21 protein-coding genes are annotated in these 25,147 nt (G+C 74.1%); 6 read left to right on the top strand and 15 right to left on the bottom strand.

The genetic code is table 11. The features are described from left to right. The first annotated feature begins 10 nt into the window (after positions 1–10). Positions 11–1,609 (top strand): glycoside hydrolase family 13 protein, encoded by a 1,599-nt coding sequence (locus ABEB00_RS26895; protein WP_345622936.1) that lies wholly within the window; start codon positions 11–13, stop codon positions 1,607–1,609. Between the two features lie 119 nt (positions 1,610–1,728). Continuing rightward, complete coding sequence (locus ABEB00_RS26890) at positions 1,729–3,906, top strand: galactose-binding domain-containing protein (protein ID WP_345622935.1); 2,178 nt, start codon at positions 1,729–1,731, stop codon at positions 3,904–3,906. On the opposite strand, the gene ABEB00_RS26885 is transcribed toward ABEB00_RS26890, so the two are convergent. From ABEB00_RS26885 to ABEB00_RS26850, 8 genes are all read right to left on the bottom strand, one after another. After that, the gene (locus ABEB00_RS26885; RefSeq protein ID WP_345622934.1) at positions 3,878–4,696 is read right to left on the bottom strand and encodes an ABC transporter ATP-binding protein; all 819 of its coding nucleotides are present in this window, start codon (positions 4,694–4,696) and stop codon (positions 3,878–3,880) included. The genes ABEB00_RS26890 and ABEB00_RS26885 overlap by 29 nt on opposite strands. Positions 4,697–4,720: 24 nt before the next feature. Beyond that, on the bottom strand, positions 4,721–5,497 hold the full coding sequence (locus tag ABEB00_RS26880) for an ABC transporter permease (protein ID WP_345622933.1): 777 nt from the start codon (positions 5,495–5,497) through the stop codon (positions 4,721–4,723). Then, positions 5,494–6,267 carry an ABC transporter permease gene (locus tag ABEB00_RS26875; RefSeq protein WP_345622931.1) on the bottom strand — a complete coding sequence of 258 codons (774 nt, stop codon included), beginning with the start codon at positions 6,265–6,267 and terminating at the stop codon, positions 5,494–5,496. Before ABEB00_RS26875 ends, ABEB00_RS26880 begins: the two co-directional genes overlap by 4 nt. Continuing rightward, the gene (locus ABEB00_RS26870; RefSeq protein ID WP_345622930.1) at positions 6,264–7,232 is read right to left on the bottom strand and encodes an ABC transporter substrate-binding protein; all 969 of its coding nucleotides are present in this window, start codon (positions 7,230–7,232) and stop codon (positions 6,264–6,266) included. The genes ABEB00_RS26875 and ABEB00_RS26870 overlap by 4 nt, the downstream gene beginning before the upstream one ends. A 124-nt stretch (positions 7,233–7,356) precedes the next feature. Then, entirely contained in the window at positions 7,357–8,292 is a 936-nt protein-coding gene (locus ABEB00_RS26865; protein ID WP_345622929.1) for a PDR/VanB family oxidoreductase, read from the bottom strand. Further along, positions 8,289–9,359, bottom strand: coding sequence for a Rieske 2Fe-2S domain-containing protein (locus ABEB00_RS26860; protein ID WP_345622928.1), 1,071 nt, complete (start codon positions 9,357–9,359; stop codon positions 8,289–8,291). Before ABEB00_RS26860 ends, ABEB00_RS26865 begins: the two co-directional genes overlap by 4 nt. Before the next feature lie 129 nt (positions 9,360–9,488). Then, entirely contained in the window at positions 9,489–10,823 is a 1,335-nt protein-coding gene (gene lysA, locus ABEB00_RS26855) for a diaminopimelate decarboxylase (protein WP_345622927.1), read from the bottom strand. Between the two features lie 14 nt (positions 10,824–10,837). Continuing rightward, the gene (locus ABEB00_RS26850; RefSeq protein WP_345622925.1) at positions 10,838–11,185 is read right to left on the bottom strand and encodes an SAV_915 family protein; all 348 of its coding nucleotides are present in this window, start codon (positions 11,183–11,185) and stop codon (positions 10,838–10,840) included. A gap of 351 nt (positions 11,186–11,536) precedes the next feature. On the opposite strand from ABEB00_RS26850, the gene ABEB00_RS26845 reads away from it, so the two are divergent. Beyond that, complete coding sequence (locus ABEB00_RS26845; protein WP_345622924.1) at positions 11,537–12,103, top strand: universal stress protein; 567 nt, start codon at positions 11,537–11,539, stop codon at positions 12,101–12,103. 173 nt (positions 12,104–12,276) lie between these two features. Next, on the top strand, positions 12,277–14,328 hold the full coding sequence (locus tag ABEB00_RS26840) for a phosphocholine-specific phospholipase C (RefSeq protein ID WP_345622922.1): 2,052 nt from the start codon (positions 12,277–12,279) through the stop codon (positions 14,326–14,328). Positions 14,329–14,344: 16 nt separating this feature from the next. On the opposite strand, the gene ABEB00_RS26835 is transcribed toward ABEB00_RS26840, so the two are convergent. Next, positions 14,345–15,343, bottom strand: a complete 999-nt coding sequence (locus tag ABEB00_RS26835) for a DMT family protein (RefSeq protein WP_345622920.1) — start codon at positions 15,341–15,343, stop codon at positions 14,345–14,347. Continuing rightward, a complete protein-coding gene (locus ABEB00_RS26830) occupies positions 15,340–16,119 on the bottom strand; it encodes a phosphatase PAP2 family protein (protein ID WP_345622918.1) in 780 nt (259 codons plus the stop codon). The genes ABEB00_RS26835 and ABEB00_RS26830 overlap by 4 nt, the downstream gene beginning before the upstream one ends. Before the next feature lie 137 nt (positions 16,120–16,256). Here ABEB00_RS26830 and ABEB00_RS26825 point away from each other — a divergent pair, with 137 nt between their 5' ends. After that, positions 16,257–16,871 (top strand): TetR/AcrR family transcriptional regulator, encoded by a 615-nt coding sequence (locus tag ABEB00_RS26825; protein WP_345622916.1) that lies wholly within the window; start codon positions 16,257–16,259, stop codon positions 16,869–16,871. A gap of 184 nt (positions 16,872–17,055) precedes the next feature. On the opposite strand, the gene ABEB00_RS26820 is transcribed toward ABEB00_RS26825, so the two are convergent. After that, entirely contained in the window at positions 17,056–18,225 is a 1,170-nt protein-coding gene (locus ABEB00_RS26820) for a DUF2510 domain-containing protein (protein WP_345622915.1), read from the bottom strand. Positions 18,226–18,417: 192 nt separating this feature from the next. On the opposite strand from ABEB00_RS26820, the gene ABEB00_RS26815 reads away from it, so the two are divergent. Further along, the gene (locus ABEB00_RS26815) at positions 18,418–21,105 is read left to right on the top strand and encodes an ATP-binding protein (protein WP_345622914.1); all 2,688 of its coding nucleotides are present in this window, start codon (positions 18,418–18,420) and stop codon (positions 21,103–21,105) included. A 200-nt stretch (positions 21,106–21,305) separates the two neighbouring features. On the opposite strand, the gene pcaDC is transcribed toward ABEB00_RS26815, so the two are convergent. The 4 genes from pcaDC to pcaH are packed head-to-tail and all read right to left on the bottom strand — an operon-like array spanning position 21,306 to position 25,137. Next, entirely contained in the window at positions 21,306–22,430 is a 1,125-nt protein-coding gene (gene pcaDC, locus ABEB00_RS26810; RefSeq protein ID WP_345622913.1) for a bifunctional 3-oxoadipate enol-lactonase/4-carboxymuconolactone decarboxylase PcaDC, read from the bottom strand. Continuing rightward, the gene (gene pcaB / locus ABEB00_RS26805) at positions 22,427–23,755 is read right to left on the bottom strand and encodes a 3-carboxy-cis,cis-muconate cycloisomerase (RefSeq protein ID WP_345622911.1); all 1,329 of its coding nucleotides are present in this window, start codon (positions 23,753–23,755) and stop codon (positions 22,427–22,429) included. The genes pcaDC and pcaB overlap by 4 nt, the downstream gene beginning before the upstream one ends. Continuing rightward, positions 23,752–24,357, bottom strand: a complete 606-nt coding sequence (gene pcaG / locus ABEB00_RS26800; RefSeq protein ID WP_345622909.1) for a protocatechuate 3,4-dioxygenase subunit alpha — start codon at positions 24,355–24,357, stop codon at positions 23,752–23,754. Before pcaG ends, pcaB begins: the two co-directional genes overlap by 4 nt. A gap of 6 nt (positions 24,358–24,363) precedes the next feature. Continuing rightward, the gene (pcaH, locus tag ABEB00_RS26795) at positions 24,364–25,137 is read right to left on the bottom strand and encodes a protocatechuate 3,4-dioxygenase subunit beta (RefSeq protein WP_345622908.1); all 774 of its coding nucleotides are present in this window, start codon (positions 25,135–25,137) and stop codon (positions 24,364–24,366) included. Between the last annotated feature and the right edge of the window lie 10 nt (positions 25,138–25,147).

The following is a 25,147-nucleotide window of genomic DNA, read 5'->3' as shown; positions in this document are numbered from 1 at the left end:
GGCACGCCCAGTGGGACAGCCCACCCCTGCCCAGCACCCCGCCGACGCCGACTGGTGGCGCTCCGGTGTCCTCTACCAGGTGTACGTCCGCAGCTTCGCGGACGGCGACGGCGACGGCACCGGCGACCTCGCGGGCGTCCGGGCGAAACTCCCCTACCTCGCCGGCCTCGGCGTGGACGCCCTCTGGTTCACCCCCTGGTACCTCTCACCGATGAAGGACGGCGGCTACGACGTCGCCGACTACCGCGTCGTCGACCCGGCCTTCGGCACCCTCGCCGAGGCGGAGAAGCTGATCGCCGAGGCCCGCGAGCTGGGCATCCGCACCCTCGTCGACATCGTCCCCAACCACGTCTCCGACCAGCACCCCTGGTTCCGGGCGGCGCTGGCCGGCGGAGCCGAGCGGGAACTGTTCCACTTCCGCCCCGGCCGCGGCGAGCAGGGCGAACTCCCGCCCAACGACTGGCAGTCGGAGTTCGGCGGCACCGCCTGGACCCGGCTGCCCGACGGCGACTGGTACCTGCACCTGTTCGCCCCCGAGCAGCCCGACCTGAACTGGGCCCACCCGGCCGTCCGCCAGGAGCACGAGGACATCCTGCGCTTCTGGTTCGAGCGCGGCGTCGCCGGCGTCCGCGTCGACTCCGCCGCCCTGCTGGCCAAGGACCCGCTGCTGCCCGACTTCACCGCGGGCCGCGACCCGCACCCGTACGTCGACCGCGACGAACTGCACGACGTCTACCGGGGCTGGCGGGCCGTCGCCGACGAGTACGGGGGCATCTTCGTCGGCGAGGTGTGGCTGCCGGACACCGAGCGCTTCGCCCGCTATCTGCGCCCCGACGAACTGCACACCGCCTTCAACTTCTCCTTCCTCACCTGCCCCTGGGACGCGGCCCGGCTGCGCACCTCCATCGACGGCACCCTCGCCGAACACGCCCCCGTCGGCGCCCCCGCCACCTGGGTGCTCTGCAACCACGACGTCACCCGCACCGTCACCCGCTACGGCCGCGCCGACACCGGCTTCGACTTCGCCGCCAAGGTCTTCGACACCCCCACCGACCTGGCCCTCGGCACCCGCCGCGCCCGCGCCGCCGCCCTGCTCTCGCTGGCCCTGCCGGGAGCCGTCTACCTCTACCAGGGCGAGGAACTCGGCCTGCCCGAGGCCGACATCCCGCGCGAGCGCATCGAGGACCCGATGCACGCCCGCTCCGGCGGCACCGACCCCGGCCGCGACGGCTGCCGGGTACCGCTGCCGTGGACGGCGGACGCGCCGCACGCGGGGTTCGGCTCCCGCGGGGAGCCCTGGCTGCCGCAGCCCGCGAACTGGGCCGGGTACGCCGCCGACCGCCAGGCCGCCGACCCCGGCTCGACGCTCTCCCTGTACCGCGAGGCGATCCGCCTGCGCCCGCTCTTCGGCGTCGGGCCCCTCACCTGGCTGCCCGCCCCCGACGGCGTCCTCGCCTTCACCCGGGCCGGGTCCGGCGCGACCTGCGTGGTCAACCTCGCCGACCCGCCCGCCACGCTCCCCCCGCACACCCGCACGCTCCTCGCCAGCGGCCCGCTGGACCCCGACGGACGGCTGCCCAAGGACACCGCGGTCTGGCTGCGCCACTGACACCGCCCTGCGGCGGCCGGCTCCGGACCACGAGGCCCCTTTCCCTGTATTTTCCCGTGTTTCCCCGCGTTTCCCCGCCTGCACCGCGTTCCCCTGCCCCACTCAGAAGGGATCGACCCATGCACCCGCACCCGCACGCCATGAGACGGGCCCGGCGTCTGCCGGCTGTCGCCACCGCCGTCGCCCTCGCCGCCGGCACCCTCGTCACCCTCGCCAGCGGCACCGCCCAGGCCGCCCCCGGCGCCAGCCTCCCGTTCACCTCCGTCGAGGCGGAGTCCGCCACCTCCACCGGCACCAGGATCGGCCCCGACCACACCCAGGGCACCCTCGCCTCGGAAGCCTCCGGACGGCAGGCGGTCCGGCTGAACACCGGTCAGCGCGTCGAGTTCACGGCACCCCGCGCCGCCAACGCCGTGAACGTCGCCTACAGCGTCCCCGACGGCCAGTCCGGCTCCCTCGACGTCTACGTCAACGGCCAGAGGCTCGCCAGGACGCTCCCGGTCACCTCGAAGTACTCCTACGTCGACACCCCCTGGATCGCCGGCGCCAAGACCCACCACCTCTACGACAACGGCCGCCTGCTCCTCGGGCAGCACGTCCAGGCCGGTGACAAGGTGGCCTTCCAGGCGACGAACGTCCAGGTCACCGTGGACGTCGCCGACTTCGAGCAGGTGGCCGCGGCGGCGAGCAGACCCGCCGGTTCGATCTCCGTCACCGACCGGGGCGCCGACCCCGGCGGCCAGGGCGACTCCACCCAGGCGTTCCGCGACGCGATCGCCGCGGCGCGGGGCGGCACGGTGTGGATACCGCCCGGGGAGTACCGCCTCACCTCCTCCCTCAACGGCGTCCAGAACGTCACGATCCAGGGCGCCGGGCCCTGGCACTCGGTCGTGCGCGGCTCCCGCTTCATCGACCAGTCCAGCTCCTCGGGCGGCGTCCACCTCAAGGACTTCGCGGTCATCGGCGAGGTCACCGAACGCGTCGACACCAGCCCCGACAACTTCGTCAACGGCTCGCTCGGCCCGGACAGCACCGTCTCCGGGATGTGGCTCCAGCACCTCAAGGTGGGGCTCTGGCTGACCGGGAACAACGACAACCTGGTGGTGGAGAACAACCGCGTCCTGGACACCACCGCCGACGGACTCAACCTCAACGGCGGCGCACGGAACGTGCGGGTGCGCCACAACTTCCTGCGCAACCAGGGCGACGACGCCCTCGCCATGTGGTCGCTGAACTCACCCGACGTGAACAGCGGCTTCACCAACAACACCATCAGCCAGCCCAACCTGGCCAACGGGATCGCGATCTACGGCGGCACCGACATCACCGTCGCGGACAACCTGATCTCCGACACCAACGCGCTCGGCAGCGGCATCGCGATCTCCAACCAGAAGTTCCTCGACCCGTTCCACCCCCTGGCCGGAACCATCACCGTCGCCGGCAACACCCTCGTGCGCGCCGGCGCCATGAACCCCAACTGGAACCACCCCATGGGCGCCCTGCGGGTCGACTCCTACGACAGCGCCATCGAGGCCCAGGTCAGGATCACCGGCACCACCGTCACCGACAGCCCCTACAGCGCCTTCGAGTTCGTCTCCGGCAGCGGACGCGGCTTCGCCGCGAAGAACATCACCGTGGACGGCGCCACGGTGACCGCAGTGGGCACGGTCGTCGTCCAGGCCGAGACCCCGGGCGCCGCCACCTTCCGGGGCGTGACGGCCACCGGCGTCGGCTCGGCCGGCATCTACAACTGCCCCTACCCGGCCGGCTCCGGCACCTTCACCCTGACCGACGGCGGCGGCAACTCCGGCTGGAACTCCACCTGGGCGGACTGCTCCACCTGGCCCGCCCCCGGCCAGGGCAATCCCGGCCCCGACCCGAACCGCAACCTGGCGAAGGGCCGCCCCGCCACCGCCACCGGCCAGCAGGACGTCCACTCCGCCGGCCGGGCCGTCGACGGTGACCCGAACAGCTACTGGGAGTCGGCGAACAACGCCTTCCCGCAGTCCCTCACGGTCGACCTGGGCTCGGCCCAGGCCGTGCGCAGGCTGGTGCTGAAGCTGCCGCCGTCCCCGGCGTGGGGCGCCCGCACCCAGACCCTGTCCGTCCAGGGCAGCACCGACGGCTCCGCCTACGCGACGCTGGCCGCCTCGAAGGAGTACCGCTTCGACCCGGCCGCCGGCAACACGGTCACCGTCGCGCTGAACGCGCACATCCGCCATCTGCGGCTGCACGTCACCGGCAACACCGGCTGGCCGGCCGCCCAGTTCAGCGAAGTGGAGGCGTACCTTTCGTGACCGCCGCCCCCTGACCGGCCGCCTCCCCGCGCTTCGCCGCCTGGATCTGCTCGTACACATGGGTCCGCAGTTCGGTGAAGCGCGGGGCGGCGCGGGTGCGCGCCTGGTCGCGTTCGGCCGGCAGATCCACCGTGAGCTGTTCGCGCACCACGGTGGGCGAGGCGGACAGCACCACCACCCGCTCGCCCAGGTACACCGCCTCGTCGATGTCATGGGTGACGAACAGGATGGTGATCCCGCGCTGCCGCCACAGCCGCCGCACCAGGTCCTCCAGATCGGCCCGGGTCTGCGCGTCGACCGCCGCGAACGGCTCGTCCATCAGCAGTACCTCCGGCTCGTAGGCCAGGGCCCGTGCGATGGCGACGCGCTGCTGCATGCCGCCGGAGAGCTGCCACGGATAGGCCCCGGCGGCGTCCGCCAGCCCCACCGAGGCGAGCGCGTCGGCGACCAGCTCCCCACGGCGTGCCGGACTCAGGCCCTTCTGCTTCAGCGGCAGTTCGACGTTGGCGCCGACCCGCAGCCACGGGAAGAGGCTGCGCCCGTACTCCTGGAAGACGAACGCCATCCCGGGCGGCGGGCCGTCCACCACGCGCCCGCCCAGCGCCACCTCACCGCCGGTCGGTGCGAGCAGCCCGCCCACGCACTTCAGCAGGGTCGTCTTCCCGCAGCCGGACGGCCCGACCAGGCAGACCAGTTCACCGGCCCCGACGCTGAACGTCAGATCGCGCACCGCCTCGATCCGGCGCCCGGACCCCTCGTACACCTTCCGCAGACCGCGCACGTCGAGCATGGAACGCCCTTTCAGGAGCTTGGCTCAGGACCGCCGGGAGGCGGCGCGCCGGCCGTGGTACCAGCCGAGCGCACGCCGCTCGACCAGCCGGAAGAGGACCGAGAGCACGAAACCGAGCAGACCGAGCAGGAGGATGCCGGTCCACATGTCGGGGATGGCGAAGGAGCGCTGGAACTGCACGACGGTGAAGCCGAGACCGTTGCTGGCGGCGAACATCTCGCTGATCACCATGAGGATGATGCCGATCGACAGGGCCTGGCGCAGCCCCGCGAAGATCTGCGGGCTCGCGGCGGGCAGCACCACGTACCGCAGCCGGGCCGCGCCCGTGACACCGTAGGAGCGGGCCGTCTCCGCCATCACCGCGTCGACCGCCCGGACGCCCTCCACCGTGTTGAGCAGGACCGGCCAGACGCAGCCGCCCGCGATGACCAGGATCTTCATGGTGTCGCCGATCCCCGCGAACAGCATGAGCACCGGGACGAGCACGGGCGGCGGCACCGCCCGCAGGAATTCGAGCACCGGTTCGCACACCGCCCGCACCCGCCGGTGGGAGCCGATGAGCGTGCCGAGCGCCACGCCCACGACGGCCGCCAGGGCGTACCCCGCCGTCAGCCGCCACAGGCTGGGCCAGACGTCCCCGCGCAGCCGTTCGCCCGTCCACACGTCCGGGAACGCGGTCAGGACGGTCCGCAGCGGCGGCCAGTACACGTCCCGGCTGCCGTCGGAGGCCACCCACCACGTGGCCACCAGCACCGCGGGCAGCGCGAGCGTGAACAGCAGGTTCCGCAGCAGGGCCCTCACACCGCCACCTCCCCGCGCACCGACTGGTGCCAGGCCAGCGCCCGCCGCTCCACCGACCGGGCGCCGACGTTGATCAGCAGCCCCAGCAGGCCGGTCACCACGATCAGCGCGTACATCTCCGGCACCGCCTGCGAGGTCTGCGCCACCGCGATCCGGGCGCCGAGCCCGGGGGCGCCGATGACGAGTTCGGCGGTGACGGCGAGGATCAGCGCCACGGCCGCCGCGAGCCGCACCCCGGTCATCACGTACGGCAGCGCGGTCGGCCACAGCACGTACCGGACCCGGGCCCAGCCGCCGAGACCGTACGAGCGCGCCGTCTCCTCCGCCACCGGGTCGACGTCCTGGACGCCGTACAGCACCTGGATCAGTACCTGCCAGAAGGCGGCGTAGACGACGAGCAGCAGGACCGAGCGGAGTTCGGTGCCGTAGAGGAGGACGGCGAGCGGGATCAGGGCGACCGAGGGGATCGGGCGGAGGAACTCGACGGTGGAGGCGGTGGCCTCGCGCAGATACGGCACCACCGACAGGAGCACTCCGGCGACGATCCCCGCGCCGGCCGCGAGCGCGAGGCCCAGTGCCCAGCCGGTGAGCGTGGAGCCGAGCGCGGCCCAGAAGGTGCCGTCCCCGGCCTCCGTGACCAGGGCGTCGGCGATCCGGCTGGTCGGCGGGAAGTACTCCTCCTTGACCAGGCCGAGCCGCGGCACCGCCTCGCCCGCGGCGAGGAAGGCCGCGAGTCCGGCCGCGCCCAGTACCGCGTTCTCGCCTCTCACGGCAGCAGCGCGTCCAGGTCCGGCGCCTGCTTGAACAGGCCGTCCGCCTCGCCGAGCCTGGCCAGCGCCTCGATGGAGGAGCGGTTCGGCTCGGCCGGCCACTTCGGCAGGGTGACCTTCGCCAGCACCTCCGGCGGGATCTTGGTGTACGAGGTGACGACCGCGCGGACCTCGTCGGGGTGGCTGTCGGCGTAGGCGAGCGACTCGGCGGTGGCCTCCTGGAACCTCTTCACCACGTCCGGGTTCTGCTGCGCGTACCGGGTGGAGGTGAAGTACAGGGCGACGGTCAGCTTCGGCGCGATGTCCACCATGGCGGAGGCGATCTCCCGGCCGCCCTGGTTCTTGATCGTGGCCAGCGCCGGTTCGACCGCCATCGCCGCGTCGATCCGCCCGCCGTCGAGCGCGGCCGGCATCTGGTCGAAGGCCAGCTCCACGAAGTCGACTTGGTCGGGGTCGCCGCCCGCCTTGCGCACCGAGGCCCGTACGGCGGTCTCGTTGATGTTCTTCAGCGTGTTGATGGCGACCTTCTTGCCCTCCAGCTCCTTCGGCGACCGCACCGGACTGTCACCCTTGACGGTGATCGCGCCGAAGTCCTTGCCCTGCTCCCCGGTGGAGGCGATGCCGTTGGCCACCGCCCGCACGGGCACGTTGTGGGACTGCGCGATCATCAAGGACGTGGTGTTGCTGAAACCGAACTGGAACTGGCCGGCGGTCACGCCCGGCACGATGGCCGCGCCGCCCTGCGCGTTGGACAGCGACAGCTTCAGGCCGTGCTTCTCGAAGAAGCCCTTCTGCCGGCCGAGATACAGGGGCGCGACGTCGACGATGGGAATGAGGCCGACCTTGACGGTGGTGAGGCCTCCGGAGGAGCCGGTGCCGTCCGGCCCCCCGGAGCCGGACGAGCCGCAGGCCGTGGCGACGACCAGGACGGATACGGCCGTGAGGCCGACGAACAGACGACGCATGACTCCCCCTGTGGACCGGATCAGGTGCTCCGAGAGGCGGTGCGCGAACCGCACGAAGGTGCGTAGCGGGAACGTAGGGCCCAGGTGAAGTAATGGTCAATGCCCGTGCGGGGGTGCGCGGGCGTCACAGATCCAGGACGAGCCGCTTCCCCCGGCACCGGGAGACACAGATGAGCATGGTCTCCCCGGCGGCCCGTTCCTCGTCCGTGAGCACCGAGTCGCGGTGGTCCGGGGTGCCCTCGACGACATCGGTCTCACAGGTGCCGCAGGTGCCCTCCGCACAGGACCAGAGCACCTCGGCGCCGGCGGCCCGGACGGCGTCCAGTACCGAGACGTCCGGCGCCACCGGGACCGTGCGGCCGCTGCGGGCGAGCACCACCTCGAACTCCGCCGCACCGGCCGGCGCCCGCGCCGCGGGCCGGAACCGCTCCAGCCGCAGCCGGCCTCGCGGGCACCGCCGCTCCACCGCGTCCAGCAGCGGCCCCGGACCGCAGGCGTAGACGAGGGTGCCCTCGGACACGTCGGCGAGGACCGGGGCGAGGTCCAGCGGCCCCGTCTCGTCCTCGGGCGCGAGGGTGACCCGGGCGCCGTACCGGCTCAGCTCCCCGGTGAACGCCATGGACCGCCGGGTGCGCCCGCCGTACAGCAACGTCCAGTCGGCGCCCGCCTCCTGCGCGGCGGCCAGCATGGGCAGGACCGGGGTGATGCCGATGCCGCCGGCCACGAAGCGGTAGCGCGCGGCCGGCTCCAGCCGGAAGTGGTTGCGGGGCCCGCGCACCCGCACCCGGTCGCCCGGTCCGACCCGCTCGTGCACCTGGGCGGAACCTCCCCGCCCGGCGCGCTCGCGCGCCACCGCCACCCGCCAGGTCCGCCGGTCGGCCGGGTCCCCGCACAGCGAGTACTGCCGCTCCAGGCCGGGGCCGAGGACCAGGTCGACGTGGGCGCCGGGTTCCCAGGCGGGCAGCGGCTCGCCGAGCGGATGGCGCAGGGTCAGCACGAGCACGTCCTCGGCGACGCGGTCGAGGCCCGCGACGACGAGTCCGGTCTCGTACGGGCTCATGAACCGTTCCCCCGCGGCGAGTCGCCCTCCTCGGCCAGCCGGGCCAGGATGCGGCGGGCGGCGAGGCCCCCGGCGTCGATGCCGACGCTCAGCTCCTGGAAGCCGTCGCGTTCGCAGCCGAGCGCGCGCTGGAGCAGGTTGAGCGCGTCGACGTCCTGCAGCACCACCGTGTGGTTGTTGTGCCGCAGGAACTCGGTGATCTCGGCGTCCTCCCTCGCCCAGTCCCGGGAGACCGCCCAGAAGTCGTACACCCTGCCGTGGTCGGAGGGGGTGATGGCGTACGTGATCTCGGTGTGGAAGGCGCGCGGGTCGCCGCCGTCGGGCGCCGGGACCACGCCGGTGGGGGCGACCCGGCTGTGCAGCAGGTACAGGCAGGGGGCGTGGTACTCGATGTCCTGCCACCGGTCGATCCGGCCCCGGACGCCGGTCGACTTCGCGTAGAACGGCGGGCACTCGGCGTCGTCCATGTGCCGGCTCACCCGTACGACGCCGGCGGCCTCGTCGACCTCCGTGGTGATCGGCGTCCCGGCGACCTCGGGGGTGCCGATGTACCCGCCGTGCAGATAGGTCTCGTGGGACAGGTCGAGGAGGTTGTCGACCAGCAGCCCGTGGTCGGCGTCGATCACCTCCATGCCCCGGACCGTGACCCAGCCGGGGGAGTCGAGGTGCCGGGCGCGCGGGACGGTGTCCGGGTCGGCGCGGGCCGGATCACCGATCCACACCCACACCAGGGAGTCCCGCTCGGCCACCGGGTAGGAGGCGACCCGCGCGGTGCGCGGGACCCTTCGCCGGCCCGGCACCTGGACGCAGGTGCCGGTGGTGTCGTAGGTGAACCCGTGGTAGCCGCAGACGATCCGGTCGCCGTCCAGCCGGCTGGGGGCCGCGGAGAGCGGGAAGCGGCGGTGCACGCAGCGGTCGTACAGGACGACCGGGCGGCCGTCCCGCTCGGCGCGGTAGAGGACGAGCGGCTCGCCGAGCACGGTCCGGCCGAGCACCTCCCGCCCGACCTCGTGCGCGTGGGCGGCGACGTACCACTGGTTCCGGGCGAAGGCGGTGGCGTGCGGCATGGATGCGGCTCCCGTCGTGGTGCGGGTCCCGGCCCGCTCGTCCCGTGGTGCTCGCGGGGTGGTCCTCGCATCGTGCGGGAGAGGGGCACGGGGTGGCTACGCGTCTTCCGCCCCGCGGAAGGCGGAAGGCTACAGGCCCACGTCGCGGTTGCGGATGTCCTCCAGGGACTCCCGCCGGACCAGGAGGCGGGCGTGTCCGTCGCGTACGGCGATCAGGGGCGGGCGGCCGACCAGGTTGTAACCGGAGGCCATGGACAGGTGGTACGCGCCGGCCACGGGTACGGCGAGCAGATCCCCCGGGCGTACGTCGCCGGGCAGGTCCACGTCGGACGCCAGCACGTCACCCGCCTCGCAGTGCCGGCCCACCACGGTCACCCGGGCCGGCGCCGCGGTGCTGCGCCGGCCGACGAGGCGGGGCGCGTAGCGGACGCCGTACAGGGCGGGGCGCGGGTTGTCGCTCATGCCGCCGTCCACCGCCACGAACACGTGGTCGCCCGTGTGCTTGACGGCCAGCACGTGGTAGACGGCGACGCCCGCCGGGCCGGCGATGGCCCGGCCCGGTTCGATGAGCAGGCGCGGCTCGGGCAGTCCGGCCGTGGCGCAGGCGTCGGCCAGTTCCGCCCGGACCCTGCGGGCCAGGGTCGTCAGGTCGAGGGCCTGCTCGCCGGGGCGGTAGGCGATGCCGTGGCCGCCGCCGAGGTCGAGCTCGGGCAGGACCAGGCCGTACTGCTCGCGCAGGCGCCTCATCAGGCCGACCATCCGCCGTACGGCGACGAGGTAGGGCTTGACACTGGTGATCTGGGAGCCCAGGTGGCAGTGCAGGCCGGTCAGTTCGAGCCGGGGCTGGTCGAGGATGCGGGCGATGGCGTGCTGGGCGTATCCGTCGGCGATGGACAGGCCGAACTTCTGGTCGTCGGTGCCGGTGCGGATCTTCTCGTGGCCGCCGGCGCTGATGCCGGGCACCACCCGGACCATCACCTTCTGGTGGCCGTCCGGGCCCACGGCGGCGGCCAGCCGCGCGATCTCCGAGGGGCTGTCGATGACGATGCGCCCCACCCCCAGGCGCAGGGCGGTGTCGAGGTCGCGCGGGGACTTGGCGTTGCCGTGCAGCACGATCCGTTCGGGCGGGAAACCGGTGGTGACGGCGAGTTCCAGTTCGCCGGCGGAGCAGACGTCGAGACCGAGCCCCTCCTCGTCGATCCAGTGGGCCATGGCCCGGCACAGGAACGCCTTGGCGGCGTAGAGGACCTCGGCCTCGGGGAACGCGTCGCGGTAGGTGCGGCAGCGTTCGCGGACCTCTGCCTCGTCGAGGACGTAGACGGGGGTGCCGAAGCGGCCGGCGATCTCGGTGAGAGGTACGCCGCCCACGGCGAGGTCGCCGTGGGCGGACTCGCTGGTGGACGCGGGCCACACCGAGAGGTCGGCGGCGGTGGGCCGGGGCGTGGGTATGCGGACGGTGGTCATGCGTGCGTCCCTTCTCAGCCGGCCCGTAGCGCGGGGGCGGGCACCGGTTCGGCGGGTGTGGCCCCGACCGGCGCGGGTGCCGGGGCGGTGAACTGCGGATTCACCGTGACGGTGGTGACGCCCAGGGGCGCGGTCAGTGCGCGCAGGGCGGGCTCGGCCAGCCGGATCCACGCCTGCTCGGAGCCGAGGGTGGCGACGAGCCGGCGCTCGGAGGTGAAGCCGACGGCCGTACGCCGGCCCAGCGGCGTACGGAAGAGCCGGGTCGCGCGTGCGGAGGGGCCCGGCCGGACCGGGACGTACAGGAGTCCGGCCGGGGAGAGTTCGGAGGGCTCGGGGTCCTCGCCGTACAGCGGGTCTGTCATGGGTACTCCCGGAGCCTGCGGTGTGCGCAGGGACGTGGACGGGTGTCTGAGGCCCCGGCCCGGGGAGGCGGACCGGGGCACGTCCTCGACGCTATGCCCGTCGCCCCGGTGTCCGGGGCGCTTCTTGACGGGACGCTGACGACGCCGCGGACGATGTTGACGGGATGCTGACGATGTTGACGGGACGTTGACGGCCGGTGCCGGCACGGCGGGGGACCGGCCGTCAGAAGCGCGCCAAGAACCGTCGGGACGGCTTCCGGCGACCCGGGCGGGGAGGTGTGATGGACGGGTTCCGACAGAGGTCCGCCGACCGGGGAACGGTTCGCGGCGGCAGCACAGAACGGGGAAGCGATGTCCCGGTCCCATCCAGGCACCGCCGCTCGGGTCGTGGTCGGGGTGAGCGGCTCCCTGGGGAGTCTGACCGCTCTGGCCCGGGCCGCCGACGAGGCGCGCTGCCGGGGCGCGGAGCTGTGGCCGGTGCTGGCCTGGCAGCCCCCCGGCGGTGAACTCACCTCGCGCCGGTCACCGGGCGCGCCCGTCCTGACCGAGGAGTGGGAGCGGCTGGCGGGCGAGCGGCTGCTCAAGGCGCTGGACGACGTCCTCGGCCCATACCGCCGCGAGGTGCCGGTGCGGGCTCTGGTGGCCCGGGGCGCCCCCGGACCGGCTCTGGTCGCCCTCGCCCGCGAGGAAGGCGATGTGCTCGTCGTCGGCACCGGACGGCGAAGCCGGCTGCATCGGGCACTGTGGCCCTCCACGAGTCGTTACTGCGTCGCCCATGCCGTCCGTCCGGTCCTCGCCGTACCGCCCTCACCGCTTCAGGCGGAGTTCGAGGCCGCGCACCGCCGCAACACGTGGCGACTGCGCCTGGACGCGGGGTGTGTGGCGGGGGAGGCGCGAAATGTGCCGCGGGACGCCTGACAGGCGCGCGGCGCGCCCCGGCACCGCCCGCACCCCGCCCGTACCGCCGACCTTCACACGCGCGCCATCGCACCCTTCCCTCTCGTTCGGTGCCCCTGGAAAACTCTCAGCGCGCACGTCACCTCACGATCCGGGTGGCCGAGCACCCCCCAAGGCGAGAGGCTCCATACCCCATGTCCGAAGTCAACAGGCGCCGATTCCTTCAGCTAGCGGGCGCCACCACGGCGTTCAGCGCGCTGTCCGCGAGCATCCAGCGGGCCGCCGCGCTCCCGGCGAACCACCGGACGGGGTCGATCGAGGACGTCGAGCACGTCGTCGTCCTCATGCAGGAGAACCGTTCCTTCGACCATTACTTCGGTGCCCTGCGAGGCGTCCGCGGCTTCGGCGACCCGCACCCGGTCACCCTGGACAACGGCAAGTCGGTCTGGCACCAGGCGAAGGACGGCAAGGAGGTGCTGCCCTTCCGCCCGGACGTCGACGACCTCGGCATGCGGTTCCTGGAGGGCCTGCCGCACAGTTGGCCCGACGGCCAGCAGGCGTACCGCGACGGCAAGTACGACCGGTGGCTGCCCGCGAAGGGCACCACCACGATGGCGCACCTGACCCGCGAGGACATCCCCTTCCACTACGCCCTCGCCGACACCTTCACCGTCTGCGACGCCTACCACTGCTCGTTCATCGGCTCCACCGACCCCAACCGCTACTACATGTGGTCGGGCCACACCGGCAACGACGGCAAGGGCGGCGGCCCGGTCCTCGGCAACGACGAACTCGGCTACGACTGGACGACGTACCCCGAGCGCCTCGAAGAGGCCGGGATCTCCTGGAAGGTCTACCAGGACATCGGCGACGGCCTCGACGCGGCCGGCTCCTGGGGCTGGATCAGCGACGCCTACCGCGGCAACTACGGCGACAACTCGCTCCTCTACTTCAACAAGTACCGTGACGCAAAGCCGGGCGACCCCTGGTACGACAAGGCCCGCACCGGCACCGACGTCAAGAACGGCGACGGCTACTTCGACCTGCTGCGGGCCGACGTCAAGGCCGGCCGGCTGCCGCAGGTGTCCTGGATCGCCGCCCCGGAGGCGTTCAGCGAGCACTCCAACTGGCCGTCGAACTACGGTGCCTGGTACATCTCCCAGGTCCTGGACGCGCTCACCGCCAACCCGAAGGTGTGGGCGAAGACGGCTTTGTTCATCACCTACGACGAGAACGACGGCTTCTTCGACCACCTGGTGCCGCCGCTGCCGCCGAAGTCCGCCGCGCAGGGCCGCTCCACCGTCGACGTCTCCCTCGACGTCTTCCCGGGCAGCACCCGGTACGCCGAGGGCCACTACGGGCTCGGCCCGCGGGTGCCGATGCTGGTCGTCTCGCCCTGGAGCACCGGCGGCTACGTCTGCTCCGAGACCTTCGACCACACCTCGATCCTGCGGTTCATGGAGCGCCGCTTCGGCGTCCGCGAACCGAACATCTCGCCCTGGCGGCGGGCCATCTGCGGTGACCTGACCGCCGCCTTCGACTTCTCCCGGGAGAACAGCCGCCCGGCCCGGCTGCCCGACACCGACGACTACGAGCCGCAGGACCGCGACCGGCACCCCGACTACCGTCCGACGCCCCCGGCGGAGCCCGGCATGCCCCGCCAGGAGCGCGGTTCGCGTCCCGCCCGTCCGCTGCGGTACGCGCCGCTGGTCGACGCCTCGGCCGACCCGGCGGCCGGGACGCTCGCGCTCACCTTCGCCTCCGGCCGCGAGGCCGGCGCCGCCTTCCTCGTCACGTCCGGCAACCGCACCGACGGGCCCTGGACGTACACCACGGAGGCCGGGAAGCGCCTCTCGGACACCTGGAACGCGGCGTACTCGGGCGGTGAGCACGACCTGACCGTGCACGGGCCCAACGGTTTCCTGCGGGTCTTCCGGGGTGCCGCCGGCACCGCCGGTCCCGAGGTCACCGCGCGCCACGTCCGGGACGACGTCGAGCTGACCCTCACCAACCGCGGTTCCGGCACCGTCCGGCTGCGGCTCACCGACGCCTACGGCCGCCGCCCCCGGACCCTCTCCGTCCGCCCGGGCGCCACCGTCCGGCACACCGTCGACCTCACGGCCAGCCGCCGCTGGTACGACCTGACGGTCACCTCCGAGGCCGACCCGGCGTTCCGGCGGCGCTTCGCCGGGCACGTCGAGAACGGCCGGGCGGGAGTGAGCGACCCGGCCCTCGTCACCGACTGAGCCGCCGCCCGGCTCCTCAGAGCGCCGTGAGGTGCCCCGGCCCCGGCTGCGGCTGCGGTTGTGATCGCTGTTGCGGCTGCCGGGGCACCGGCACGCCGGGGACCGGGGAGCCGGGGACCGGGGAGCCGGGCGAGACCGCCGGTCCTGGTCCGGTCCCCGCCGGTGCCGACGCCGGCGGGGGCGGCGCGGACACCGGTGCCGGCGTCGCGCGGGTCAGCAGCAGTACGCCCCAGGCCGCCAGCGCCGCGCCCGTCAGGGCGAGCAGCAGACCGGTCGCGCCGCCCCTGAGGCGCTCACCGAGGAGGCTGACGCCGATCACCGCGGCGGCCACCGGATTGGCCAGGGTCACCACCGCGAGCGGCGCCCCCAGGCCGCCCCGGTACGCCGTCTGCGACAGCATCAGCCCGCCCACCGCGAAGGCCGCCACCAGCACCGCCACCCCGATCACCTGGCCGCTGAGCAGCGGCCCGGAGCGGTCCGTGGCGGCGACCGTGACCGTCTGCGTGAGCGCGGAGGCGACCCCCGAGGCGATGCCCGACGCGCTCGCGTGCCGCAGCCCCGGCCGGGTGCCCGGCCGGGACAGCACACCGATCAGCGCCGCCGTCGCACCCGCCACCGTGAGCGCCTCCGGCACGCTCAGTACGTCCTCAGGCGCGGGACCGGAGGCCGTCAGGAGCAGCGCGCCCAGCCCGAGCAGGGTCAGTCCGGTGCCCCGCCACTCGACCGAGCTGACCCGCCGGCCCGCCAGCCGCGCCCCCAGGGGCACCGCCGCGACCAGGGTGAGCGCGCCGAGCGGCTGGACGACGGTGAGCGGGCCGTACTTCAACGCCACGACGTGCAGCAGCGCGGCCGCCGCGTTCAGTGTGACCGACCACCACCACGCGCCGCTGCCGAGCAGCCGCAGTACCCCCGTGCCCCGGCTGCGCGAGGCGAGCCGTTCCTGGGCGACGGCCGCGGCGGCGTAGGCGACGGCGGAGACCAGCGACAGGACCACGGCGACCAGCGCGGCGTTCACCGGCCCGCTCCGACCAGGACCGGCGCCGCCCGCACCGGCGCGGTCGGCACCGGCCGGGAGCGCGGCACGCGGATCACCGCGAGCGCGAGACCCAGCAGCGCCGCCGCGACGAGGACGTCCAGCCAGTAGTGGTTGGCGGTGCCCACGATCACCAGCAGCGTCAGCGCCGGGTGCAGCAGCCACAGCCACCGGGCCCGCGACCGGGTGGCGGCGATCAGGCCGACCGCCACCATCAGCGCCCAGCCGAAGTGCAGGGACGGCATCGCGGCGAACTGGTTCGAGAGTCCGTCGGCCTGCGGCGGGCCGTACACCGACGGCCCGTACACCCGGGCGGTGTCCACCAGGCCGGTCGCGGCCAGCATGCGCGGCGGGGCCAGCGGGAACACCAGGTGCAGCACCAGCGCCGCGCCGGTCACCGCGGCCAGCACCCGGCGGGCCCACACGTAGTGCGCGGGCCGCCGCAGGTAGAGCCAGCCGAGGAAGGCGACGGTGGCCGGGAAGTGGACCGTGGCGTAGTAGGTGTTCGCCACCCCCACCACGGCGTCGCCGTGCAGCAGCAGCGACTGGACCAGGCCCTCGTCGGGCAGCCGGAACCACCGTTCCAGGTCCCAGACGCGGTGCGCGTTGCCGAACGCCTCGCCGGTATGACCCGTGGCGAGTCGCCGCCCGAGTTTGTAGACGAGGAAGAGCCCCGCGACCAGCAGCAGCTCACGGACCAGCGGCGGCCTGGCCGGTATCTCCGGCCCGGCGTCCGCCGGCGCGGTGCGGGCGTTCATCCCCGCCCCCTTCGTCTCATCGATACGATCTCGTTCCGATACGCCAGTGTACCGATACGGTCGAGTACCGGTACACTGGCGTATCGATGGCTTGACGAGACAATGGACACCACGGAACCGAGCGAGGAGCAGCACCGATGACGCCGCAGGCCGCGGAGGGACCGGAAACGGTCGGCGCCTCACGCCGCTCCAAGCTCACGCCCGAGCGTGAGCAGGAGTTCTTCGACGCGGTCGTCGAGCAGATCCGCCAGTGCGGGTACGACGCCGTCACGATGGACGGTGTCGCCGCCACCACCCGGTGCAGCAAGTCCACGCTCTACCGGCAGTGGAAGACGAAGCCGCAGTTCGTGGCGGCGGCCCTGCGCTCGCACCGGCGGGTGCGGTTCGCCGGTATCGACACCGGTTCGCTCGCCGATGACCTGCGCCAGGCGGCGCGGGCCACCGGCGAGTGGTCGGACCAGGACATCGGACTGCTCCAGGCGCTCGGCCACGCGATCATGCAGGACCCGGAGCTGAAGCTGGCGCTGCGCGAGGCGCTGGTCGACCCGGAGATCGCCGCGCTGCGGGAGATCCTGGACCGCGGGGTCGCCCGGGGCGACATCGCCGCCGACCACCCGGCCCTGCCGTACGTGCCCGCCCAGATGTTCGGCATGCTGCGGACCCGGCCCATGGTGGAGGGCGAGCAGGCCGACGCGGAGTACCTCGCCGGATTCGTGGAGGCCGTGGTGCTGCCCGCGCTGGGCCTGACCTGAAGACCCAGGCCGCCGTCCGTGGGATGACTGGACGGCGGTCTGTCCGCGCCGCACCGTGGGGACGGGGGCGGCGCGCACCCCCGGCCGGGTGGGCCGCCCTCTGAGCGGAAGGGCGTCCCACCCGGCCGGCACACGTACTGGCCGGGTCCCGGTGACCGGCCCGCCGGTCACCGGGACCCGGCTGTCACACGTCCTGGCCGCTGCCGCCGCCCGTCGACACCTTGATGCCCTCGGTGATCTCGTCGAGGACGGACTGCTCCTCCCCGACGTCGACGCCGAAGCGGACCACGACGATCTGCTGCGGGTTGGCGGGGGAGGGGAAGGCCAGCGACTGGACGTACCCGTCGGAGCCCTTGCTCGTGACCGCCTTCCAGCGGACCTGGTAGCCCTTCTGCCCGGCCACCGTGACCGCCTTGGAGGACAGCACGTCGTGGGAGGTGATCGAGCCGTAGCTCTTGCCGCCGTAGGACTCCTCGGCGTTGGCCGAGATGTCCGCCTTGGCGATCTCCTCCGCGGTGCTGCCCTTGGTGCCCAGCACCATCGCGGGCGCCGAGTAGGCGCCGCCCTTGGTGCACGTCGCCGAGGTGTCCCCGGGGCACTTGTACGAGTCGTCCGAGGAGACCTGCGCGCCGACCGTCAGCTCCTGGCCGTACCAGCCCTCCGGGACGGGGATGCTGATACCGCTCACCGCGTCCGGCACCGACCCGCTCTCGATCCTGGGCGCCTCGGAGCCCTCCGGCGCCGGCGACTGCCCGCCGGACCCGCCCGAGCCGCCCGAGCCGCCGGACCCGCCCGATCCGCCGCCGGACGCGCCGCCCGACCCGCCGAACGGGTCCTGCGGCATGCCCTCGCCGTCCTGCCCGCGCGGGCCGGGCCGCTGCTGGGTGCCGGCCGTGTCGCCGTTGCCCGAACCCCCGTCGCCGGCCAGCGCGTACACGCCCACCCCGATGCCGGCCAGCACCGCCGCCGCGACGGCCACGGCTATGCCGGTGCGCAGCCCGCGCCGGCGCGGGGGCGGCGGCTGCACCGGGTACCCCGGGTATCCCGGATGCACGGGATACCCGGGGTACACCGGGTGCGCCGACGGGCCACCGGGATACCCGGGCACGGGCGCCGCGGACCCGGCGGGCTCGGGCGCCCCGGCGGGCCGTTCGCCCACCGCGCCCTCCACCGCGCCGACCGCGCCCGCCGTCCCCGCGCCCGCCGCGCCGTCCTCGGGCGCCCGCTCCGGGGAATCTCCCACAGGACGGATCCGGTCCGTCCACACCTTGCCGTCCCACCAGCGCTCGGTGGCGGGACCGTCACTTGTCTGCCCGGGGTCCGGGTACCACCCGGGAGGAGTCTCCTGCGTCATGTCCCCACCGTATGAGGCGTCGGTGAAAGTCGTATGAGAGGGGCGGGAGTCGGTCCGTCCGCTTCTCGCCGGGAGCCGTTACCCGAAGTCACCCGCGAGGGCAACAGCCCGCGTGAGCACGAGCCGCCGGGGCACCCGGACGGCTAGGCTCAAGCCGTGTACGTCATTCGGCCGATGCGGGGAGGTAGCGGGATGACGGAGGTACGGCCCAGGGTCGCGGCCCCGGCCTCCCTGTGGGAGCGCGACGAGGAGGTCGCCGCCGTGGCACGGGCGGTCGACGCCCTGTGCGCGGACCGGGCGTCCGGCGGCACCCTGCTGGTGTTCCGGGGCGACGCCGGGTTCGGCAAGACCGCCCTGCTGGCGGAGACCCGCCGGATCGCCGAGAGCCGCGGCTGCGCCGTCTGGTCCGCACGCGGCGGCGAGACCCTGAGATCCGTCCCCTTCAACGTCGTACGGCAGTTGCTGCAGCCCGCGCTGGTGTCGATGCTCCCCGAGGAGGCGCGCGAGTACCTAGGCGACTGGTACGGCATCGCGGGCCCCGCCCTCGGCATAACGGACCCCGGCGAGCGGCAGGCCGACCCGCAGGGCGTGTGCGACGGACTGGTCGTCGCGGTGCGCCGGCTGGCCCGCCGCGACTGGCCGCTGGTCCTGCTCCTCGACGACGTGCACTGGGCCGACCAGGAGACCCTGCGCTGGCTCGCCGCGTTCACCGAACGCCTCGACGAACTCCCGGTCCTCGTCGTGGTCGCCTACCGGGCCGACGACGCCACCGGCGCGAGCGCCCGCCACCTGGCCGCGGTCGCCGCCGCCGCGTCCGCCCCGGCCACGCTGAGCGCCCTCACCCCGGACGCGACGGCCGGACTCACCCGCGCCACCCTCGGCCCCGAGGCCGACAACCCGTTCTGCCGCGAGGTGTGGGCCGTCACCGGCGGCAACCCCTACGAGACCGTCGAACTCCTCGCCAAGGTCCAGGACAGCGACCTGCGGCCGGTCGAGTCGCACGCCGCCGAACTGCGGGCCCTGAACCGCGCCGCCCGCGGTGGCGGCCTCGTCGCCCGCCTGGAACAACTCGGCATCCACGCCACCAAGTTCGCCTGGGCCGCCGCCATCCTCGGCACCGGCATCACCGTCGACATGGTGGCCCGGCTCGCCACCCTCGACCGCCAGGACGCCGCACTCAGCGCCGAACTGCTGCGCGACGCCCGCATCCTCACCGAACCCGAGTCCGGCACCGGCCGCACCGCCGACGGCGACCTGGAGTTCGTCCACCCGCTGATCGCCACCGCCGTCTACAAATCCATTCCGGACGCGTTGCGCCGCGCCATGCACGGCATCGCCGCCCAGCTCGTCACCGACTCCGGTCTCGGCGCCGCGGCCGCCTCCCGCCACCTCGTCGAGGTCCACCCGGACGACGACGAGGAACTGGTCGGGCAGCTCCGCGAGGCCGCCCGCGAACACCTCGCCGTCGGCGCCCCCGACGCGGCCCGCCACTGCCTGGAACGCGCCCTGGCGGAACCGCCCGCGCCCGAGAGCCACGCGCGCGTCCTGTACGAACTGGGCTGCGCCACCCTGCTCACCGCGCCCGCCCGGACCATCGCCCATCTGCGCGCGGCCCTCGGCATGCCCGGCCTGGACGGCGGCGCCCGCGTCGACGCCGTCTTCCGACTCTCCCAGGCCCTGCTCCACAACAACCAGTTGGAGGAGGCGGTCCGCACCGTCGAGACGGAGGCGGCCCGCCTCCCCGAAGGCCCCGCCAGACTGCGGCTCCAGGCCGTCCAGTACATGTGGGAGGGCATCCACGCCGGCGAGACCGCCGCGCCGGGCCGCTCCGCACGCCTGGCCGGCCTCGCCCGGACCTGCGCGGGACGCGACAACGCCGAACGCGCGCTGCTCATCCTGCGCGGCTTCGACGCCATGACCCACGGCGAGAGCGCCGAAGAGGTCGCCGAGGTCTGCGACCGCGCCCTCGTCAACGGCCGCCTCGCGCCCGGTCTCGGCTGGACCGACACCGAGTGGGGCCTGGAACTGCTGATGATGCTGGCCAGCGCGTACGTCTACACCGACCGCCTGGACCGCGCCGAGGCGCTGTTCACCGAGGCCCTGCGCGCCTACGAGACGGCCGGCTGGAGCGGCGGCCATCTCGCTCTCGCCCACGCCTACGTCGGTCTCGGCCACCGCAGGCGCGGCCGGCTGCGGGAGGCCGAGGCGTCCCTGCGCGAGTCGCTGCGCCTGGCCGAACGGGTCGGCCGCGGACTGCCGCTGTACTGGTCGGCCACGTGCAACCTGGTCGACACCCTCCTCGCCCGCGGCCACGTCGACGAGGCCTGGGCGGTCGCCGAGCAGTACGACTTCGCCCCGCCCTACCCGACCACGATCGTGCTGCCCGACCCGCGCTCCGTACGCGGCCGGCTGCTGCTCGCCGTGGGCCGCACCGAGGACGGTGTCGACGAACTGGAGGGCGCGGAGAAGGCCGCCGCGGCCCGCGGCCACCACAACCCGGTGGTGGCGCCCTGGGCGGTCGACCTCGCCCGCGCCCTCGCCGCCGAGGACCCCGGCCGCGCCGCCCGGCTCGCCTCCGGCGCCCGCCGCCGGGCCGAGCGGCTGGGCACCGACACCGCCATAGGGGAGGCGCTGCGCTGCGCCGCCGCGCTGGAGACCGGCCGGCGCGCGGTCCGGCTCACCGCGCAGGCGGCGGCCTACCTGGAGTCCTCGCCCTGCCGGTACGAACACGCCGCGGCCCGGGTCGAGTACGGCATCGCGGCCCGCTCGGCCGCCGAACTGGAACGCGGCCTGGACCTGGCCCGCGCGTGCGGCGCGGACGGCCTCGCGGCACAGGCGGAGGGAATGCTCGCGTCGGTCGCGGGCCCCGCCCGGACCTGACACGGACGTCCCGGTCACCGGACGGTGGCGTCGAGATCCTGGGCGTAGTACTCGATGGCGCCGCGGTACCGGCGCACCTCGGGGTCCTCGCTGGTGGCGGCGAGCAGGGTGCCGCTCGCGCAGCCGCACCGCCGCGGCGAGGAGTTCGTCCCTGCTGTTCTCGTTCACCAGCACATCATGGCGGGCGCCCCCGTCCCGCGTCACTCGCCCGCGCTCTCCTCCGCCAGCACCCGCTGGGCCGTGGCGAAGGCCGAGTTCGCCGCCGGCACTCCGCAGTAGACGGCCGTCTGGAGCAGGACCGCGCCGATCTCGTCCGGCGTGAGTCCGTTGCGGCGCGCCGCCCGTACGTGCATGGCCAGTTCCTCGTAGTGGCCGTGCGCGACCAGCGCGGTCATGGTGATCATGCTGCGCTCGCGGCGCGACAGCGTGGTGTCGGTCCACACCTCGCCCCAGGCGTAGCGCGAGATGAAGTCCTGGAACGGGGCCGTGAACGGGGTCTGCCGGGCCTGCGCCCGGTCCACGTGCGCGTCCCCCAGCACCTCGCGCCGCACGGCCATGCCCCGCTTCGCGCCCGCGTCCAGGTGGCCGCGGAGCGCGGTGAGCACGGCCTCGGGACGTTCGGCGGGCGCCAGGTGCGAGGCGCCCGGGATCTCCACCAGGGCGGCGTCCGGCACCGCGTCGGCGATCTCCCGCAGGTGCGCGGGGGGCGTGGCCGGGTCCGCGCGGCCCGCGACCAGCAGTGTCGGTACGGAGATCCGGTCGAGAACGTCCCGCAGATCGAAGGCGGCCAGCGCGTCGCAGCAGGCCGCGTACGCCGCCGGATCGGCGTCCCGGTGGTCCTGGACCAGCCGTTCCACGGTGAACCCGGGCGTGAACCAGCGGGCGTCCGCGCCCTCGGCGAGCCCCGCCAGCCCCTCGCGGCGCACCAGCGCGGCCCGGTCCCGCCACGGCTTCGCCCCGTTGAAGTGCGCCGACGAGCAGATCACGGCCAGCGACGACACCCGCTCCGGGTGGTGCACGGCCAGGTGCAGGCCGACCGCGCCGCCCAGCGACACCCCCGCGTAGGCGAACCGCGCCACGCCGAGCGAGTCGGCGAGCGCCAGCACCAGGCCGGCCAGGTCACCGACCGTGCCGCCGGCGGCGAGCAGCCCGGCCGCCGAACCGCCGTGCCCCGGCAGGTCCCAGCGGATCACCCGGTGCCCGGCGGACAGTTCGGGCGCCACCGCGTCCCACAGGGCGTACGAGGTGCCGAGCGAGGGGCCGAGCAGCAGCGGGGGAGCGGAGGCGGGGCCCTCCGCACGGTGGTGGAGGAGGGTGTCGTTCAACGTCGCTCCAAGGCGCGGTCGGTCAGGGCAGCGGCGCTGCCGGTGTAACGGGCGGGATCGGTGAGGGCCGTCAGGTCGACCTCTTTCAGCTCCGGTACCTCGGCGAGGAGTTCGCTCAGGCCGCGGCCCTCGGTCCAGGCGCGCCGGGCCACCTCGGTGAGCAGGGACTTCGCCCGGGACCTGCCGAGCAGCGGGGACAGTTCGGCGGCGAGCCGCTCGGAGACGATCAGCCCGTGGGTCAGGTCCAGGTGCGCGCGCATCGCCTCCGGGTCCACCCGCAGCCCCTCGGTCAGCTCCGCGGCGTCCCGGGCGGCGCCGCCGACCAGCCGGAGCAGGTCGCGCAGCGGCTCCCACTCGGCGTGCCAGGCCCCGGCCGGCCGCTCGTCCTCCGCGACCAGCGACCCGTACAGCGTCGCCGCGAGCTGCGGCGCGCGCCGGGCCGCCGCCGCGATCAGCGTGGCCCGTACCGGATTGGCCTTGTGCGGCATCGCCGAGGACCCCCCGCCGCCGCCCTCCGCCAGCTCGCCGATCTCGGTCCGGGCGAGCGTGAGCACGTCCGCGGCGAGCTTGCCGAGCGCCCCGGCCGCCAGCGCCAGGCAGCCGGCCAGGTCGGCGACCGGCGTGCGCAGGGTGTGCCAGGGCAGCAGCGGTGCGGCCAGACCCAGTTCCCGGGCGTACGCACCCGGCAGCGCGGTCGGGTCCTCGGCGCCGTACGCGCCGAACGCCGCCAGGGTGCCGGCCGCGCCGCCCAGTTGGGCGGGCAGGCTCGCCCGGACGAGGGTGATGCGGTCCCGGGCGTCCAGGACCAGGGAGCGCCAGCCGGCCGCCTTCAGCCCGAAGGTCGTCGGAACGGCGTGCTGGGTCAGCGTCCGCCCCGGCAGCGCGGTGTCCCGGTGCGCGGCGGCGAGCCGGGCCAGCGCCCGCCCGGTGCGGGCGAGGTCGGCCAGGACCGGGCCCAGGGCGCGGGCGGCGACCAGCATCGACGCCGTGTCCAGGATGTCCTGGCTGGTCGCGCCCCGGTGGACGTACGGGCCGTACTCCTGCCCGACCGCCTCCGTGAGGTCGGCGACCAGCGGGATGACGGGGTTGCCACCGCCGCGCGCCCGCTCGGCGAGCGCCCGCGCGTCGAAGCGGTCCGCGTCGGCGGCCGCGGCCACCGCCGCCACCGCCTCGGGCGGAGCGAGTCCCAGGGCCGCCTGGGCGCGGGTCAGCGCGGTCTCCGCGTCGAGCAGCGCCCGCAGATACGCGCGCTCGTCCGTCGCGTCGGCGGCCGGGGAGCCCGCCCACCCGGGGGCGAGCAGGCTCGGGTCACAAGCTGATGTCACTGGAACTCCAGGAAGACCGTCTCGCCCTCGCCCTGAAGGCGGATGTCGAAACGGTACGTGGACCCGCCCTCCGCCGCCGCGATCAGCGTGTCGCGCCGCTCTTCGGGGACCCGGGACAGCAGCGGGTCGGCGGCGAGGGCCGCCTCGTCGCCCGGCAGATAGATCCGCGTGAACAGGTGTACGAGCAGACCTCGCGCGAAGACGCAGACGCTGAGGTAGGGGGCGTTCCCGCCGCGCGCGCCCGGCCGCAGCGTCCGCGCGTACCAGTGCCCGTCGGCGTCGGTCTGGATCCGCCCGAACCCGGTGAACTCCACCCCGTTGCGCCCGAGGTAGTCCCCGGTCGCCGGGTCCCTGCGCATCGAACCGTCGGTCGTCGGCAGCCTGCCCTCGGGGTCGGGCCCCCACAGCTCGACGAGCGCGTCCGGCAGCGGCCCGCCCTCGCCGTCGCGCACGTACCCGTGCACGGTGACCGTGTCCGGGTGCCCGAGCGGGGCTATCTCCTCACCGCCGCGGAACGGCAGCGCGTACCCGTAGAACGGTCCGACCGTGTGCGACGGGGTGGGCAGCACGCTCTCCGGCCTGCTGGTGTCGATCTTCGTCATGGCAGCTCAGCGCCCTTCTTCGAGCCAGGTGGCGGCCGGGCCGTCGAGGACGATGTCCCAGTGGTAGCCGAGCGAGAACTCCGGCACCGACAGCTCGTGGTCGTAGGTGGCGATCAGCCGCCGCCGGGCGGCGTCGTCCGTCACCGACTGCAGGATCGGGTCGTACGGGAACAGCGGGTCGTTCGGGAAGTACATCTGCGTCACCAGCCGCTGGGTGAACGCCGAGCCGAAGACCGAGAAGTGGATGTGGGCCGGGCGCCAGGCGTTGACGTGGTTGCGCCACGGGTACGGGCCCGGCTGGACGGTGGTGAACCGGTAGAAACCGTCGTCGTCCGAGAGGGTGCGGCCGAAGCCGGTGAAGTTCGGGTCCAGCGGGGCGTCGTGCTGCTCGCGCTGGTGGGCGTAGCGGCCGGCCGAGTTGGCCTGCCAGATCTCCACGAGCTGGCCGCGCACCGGCCGCCCGGCGCGGTCGAGGAGCCGCCCGGAGACGGTGATGCGCTCACCGACCGGCTCGCCGGTGTGCTGCCGGGTCAGGTCGTTGTCGATACCGGTGATGTCCCGCTCCCCGAAGGCGGGCGAGGACAGCTCCACCAGCTCCGGGTCCTTCGTGACGTCGATGGCGACCGGCGGCTGTTTCGGGTGGCGCAGCACCGAGGACCGGTACGGGGCGTAGTCACGGCGCGGGTGGTGCTCGACCGGCGCGCCCCCGGCGAGCCGCTTCTCGTACGCGGCCCGCTCGGCCGTGATCTCGGCGTCCATGTCGTGCTGGGTGAGGGTCATGGGAATCCCG

This window comes from Streptomyces ziwulingensis (assembly GCF_039542605.1).
Lineage (GTDB): Bacteria > Actinomycetota > Actinomycetes > Streptomycetales > Streptomycetaceae > Streptomyces > Streptomyces ziwulingensis.
This window is presented reverse-complemented; position numbering and strand designations above follow the sequence as displayed.

Coding starts and splice junctions, on each gene's coding strand:
- ABEB00_RS26890 (WP_345622935.1), top strand. CDS start 1,729: ATGCACCCGCACCCGCACGCCATGAGACGGGCCCGGCGTCTGCCGGCT.
- ABEB00_RS26885 (WP_345622934.1), bottom strand. CDS start 4,696: ATGCTCGACGTGCGCGGTCTGCGGAAGGTGTACGAGGGGTCCGGGCGC.
- ABEB00_RS26870 (WP_345622930.1), bottom strand. CDS start 7,232: ATGCGTCGTCTGTTCGTCGGCCTCACGGCCGTATCCGTCCTGGTCGTC.
- ABEB00_RS26865 (WP_345622929.1), bottom strand. CDS start 8,292: ATGAGCCCGTACGAGACCGGACTCGTCGTCGCGGGCCTCGACCGCGTC.
- ABEB00_RS26860 (WP_345622928.1), bottom strand. CDS start 9,359: ATGCCGCACGCCACCGCCTTCGCCCGGAACCAGTGGTACGTCGCCGCC.
- lysA (WP_345622927.1), bottom strand. CDS start 10,823: ATGACCACCGTCCGCATACCCACGCCCCGGCCCACCGCCGCCGACCTC.
- ABEB00_RS26850 (WP_345622925.1), bottom strand. CDS start 11,185: ATGACAGACCCGCTGTACGGCGAGGACCCCGAGCCCTCCGAACTCTCC.
- ABEB00_RS26845 (WP_345622924.1), top strand. CDS start 11,537: ATGTCCCGGTCCCATCCAGGCACCGCCGCTCGGGTCGTGGTCGGGGTG.
- ABEB00_RS26840 (WP_345622922.1), top strand. CDS start 12,277: ATGTCCGAAGTCAACAGGCGCCGATTCCTTCAGCTAGCGGGCGCCACC.
- ABEB00_RS26830 (WP_345622918.1), bottom strand. CDS start 16,119: ATGAACGCCCGCACCGCGCCGGCGGACGCCGGGCCGGAGATACCGGCC.
- ABEB00_RS26825 (WP_345622916.1), top strand. CDS start 16,257: ATGACGCCGCAGGCCGCGGAGGGACCGGAAACGGTCGGCGCCTCACGC.
- ABEB00_RS26820 (WP_345622915.1), bottom strand. CDS start 18,225: ATGACGCAGGAGACTCCTCCCGGGTGGTACCCGGACCCCGGGCAGACA.
- ABEB00_RS26815 (WP_345622914.1), top strand. CDS start 18,418: ATGACGGAGGTACGGCCCAGGGTCGCGGCCCCGGCCTCCCTGTGGGAG.
- pcaG (WP_345622909.1), bottom strand. CDS start 24,357: ATGACGAAGATCGACACCAGCAGGCCGGAGAGCGTGCTGCCCACCCCG.
- pcaH (WP_345622908.1), bottom strand. CDS start 25,137: ATGACCCTCACCCAGCACGACATGGACGCCGAGATCACGGCCGAGCGG.